Origin of the sequence: Pseudomonas sp. NBRC 111123 (assembly GCF_001320205.1) — a bacterium.
Classification (GTDB): Bacteria; Pseudomonadota; Gammaproteobacteria; order Pseudomonadales; family Pseudomonadaceae; genus Aquipseudomonas; species Aquipseudomonas putida_J.
This window is the reverse complement of record NZ_BCAZ01000105.1, coordinates 1-817: the sequence shown is the minus strand read 5'-3', so window position 1 is coordinate 817 and position 817 is coordinate 1. Positions and strand designations below refer to the sequence as shown.

Below are 817 nucleotides of genomic sequence, written 5' to 3'. Positions count from 1 at the left end.
ACGAGGAAAGCTCGCCGTCTTGGCTGAGGCGGTCCCAGTGGAAGCGCACACAAACGCGGTTGAGGCTGTCGGTGAACAGCTCATGGCCGCTGGGGGTGACCACCACGGCGGTCTGCGGACCGGGACTGGTGGGCTTGGCGTGCTCGAACGGGCTGCGGTAGGGCGCGCTGTGCAACTGGCCTTCGAAGGTGTTGAGGAAGAAGCCATAAGAAGCTTCGCTCAAAGCTGAGCCGAGCAGCGAATCGTCCGGTGCCGGGCGCACGCTCTTGAACAGCGGTGCCAGGCTGCCGGGGGCTTCGCGGCGCTGCTGGGCCATGGGCAGGTTGCTTTCGGCAAAGAACTGCACTTCGATCAGCAGGAACTGCCGGGCCTCGGCTGCCTTGCGCTCGTACAGCGGGTGCTGGGTGAGTTCGAACCAGCGACCGGCTTCGAGTTGGCGCACGCCACCCTGGCCGTGCACGCGGCGGGCCTGGGATTCGCGCTGTTCGATCTGCACGCGGCTGAGCCAATTGCCGCGTTCCTGCTTCTGCCAGTTGTACTGGCCCTGGTACTCGTAACGCTCCAGCGCCGCCGGCGCCGAGGCGGCCTGCAGGGCCGGCATCACGCTTTCACGCGGCTGGCTGTGGGCCAGGTAGTCAACGCTGCGCCAGTTGAGCTTGCCGCTGAGTAGCTGCGAACCCGTGCTCCACTGGGTGATGCCGTCCTGCTTCTGGGTCACGCTCTGGGTGTGGAACGGCAGGCTCTGCGGGGCCAGGGCGGGCAGGGTGTCGTTGCTGTCGGTGAAGACGATGCAGTGGCTGTCGGCCTTGTGCTCGAT

At 66.3% G+C, this 817-nt stretch carries 1 protein-coding gene; it reads right to left on the bottom strand.

All coding sequences use genetic code 11. The features are described 5' to 3' along the window. Nucleotides 1-817 (bottom strand): contractile injection system protein, VgrG/Pvc8 family (locus APH27_RS25460; protein ID WP_256250736.1); only part of this gene is annotated, 817 nt, incomplete at both ends.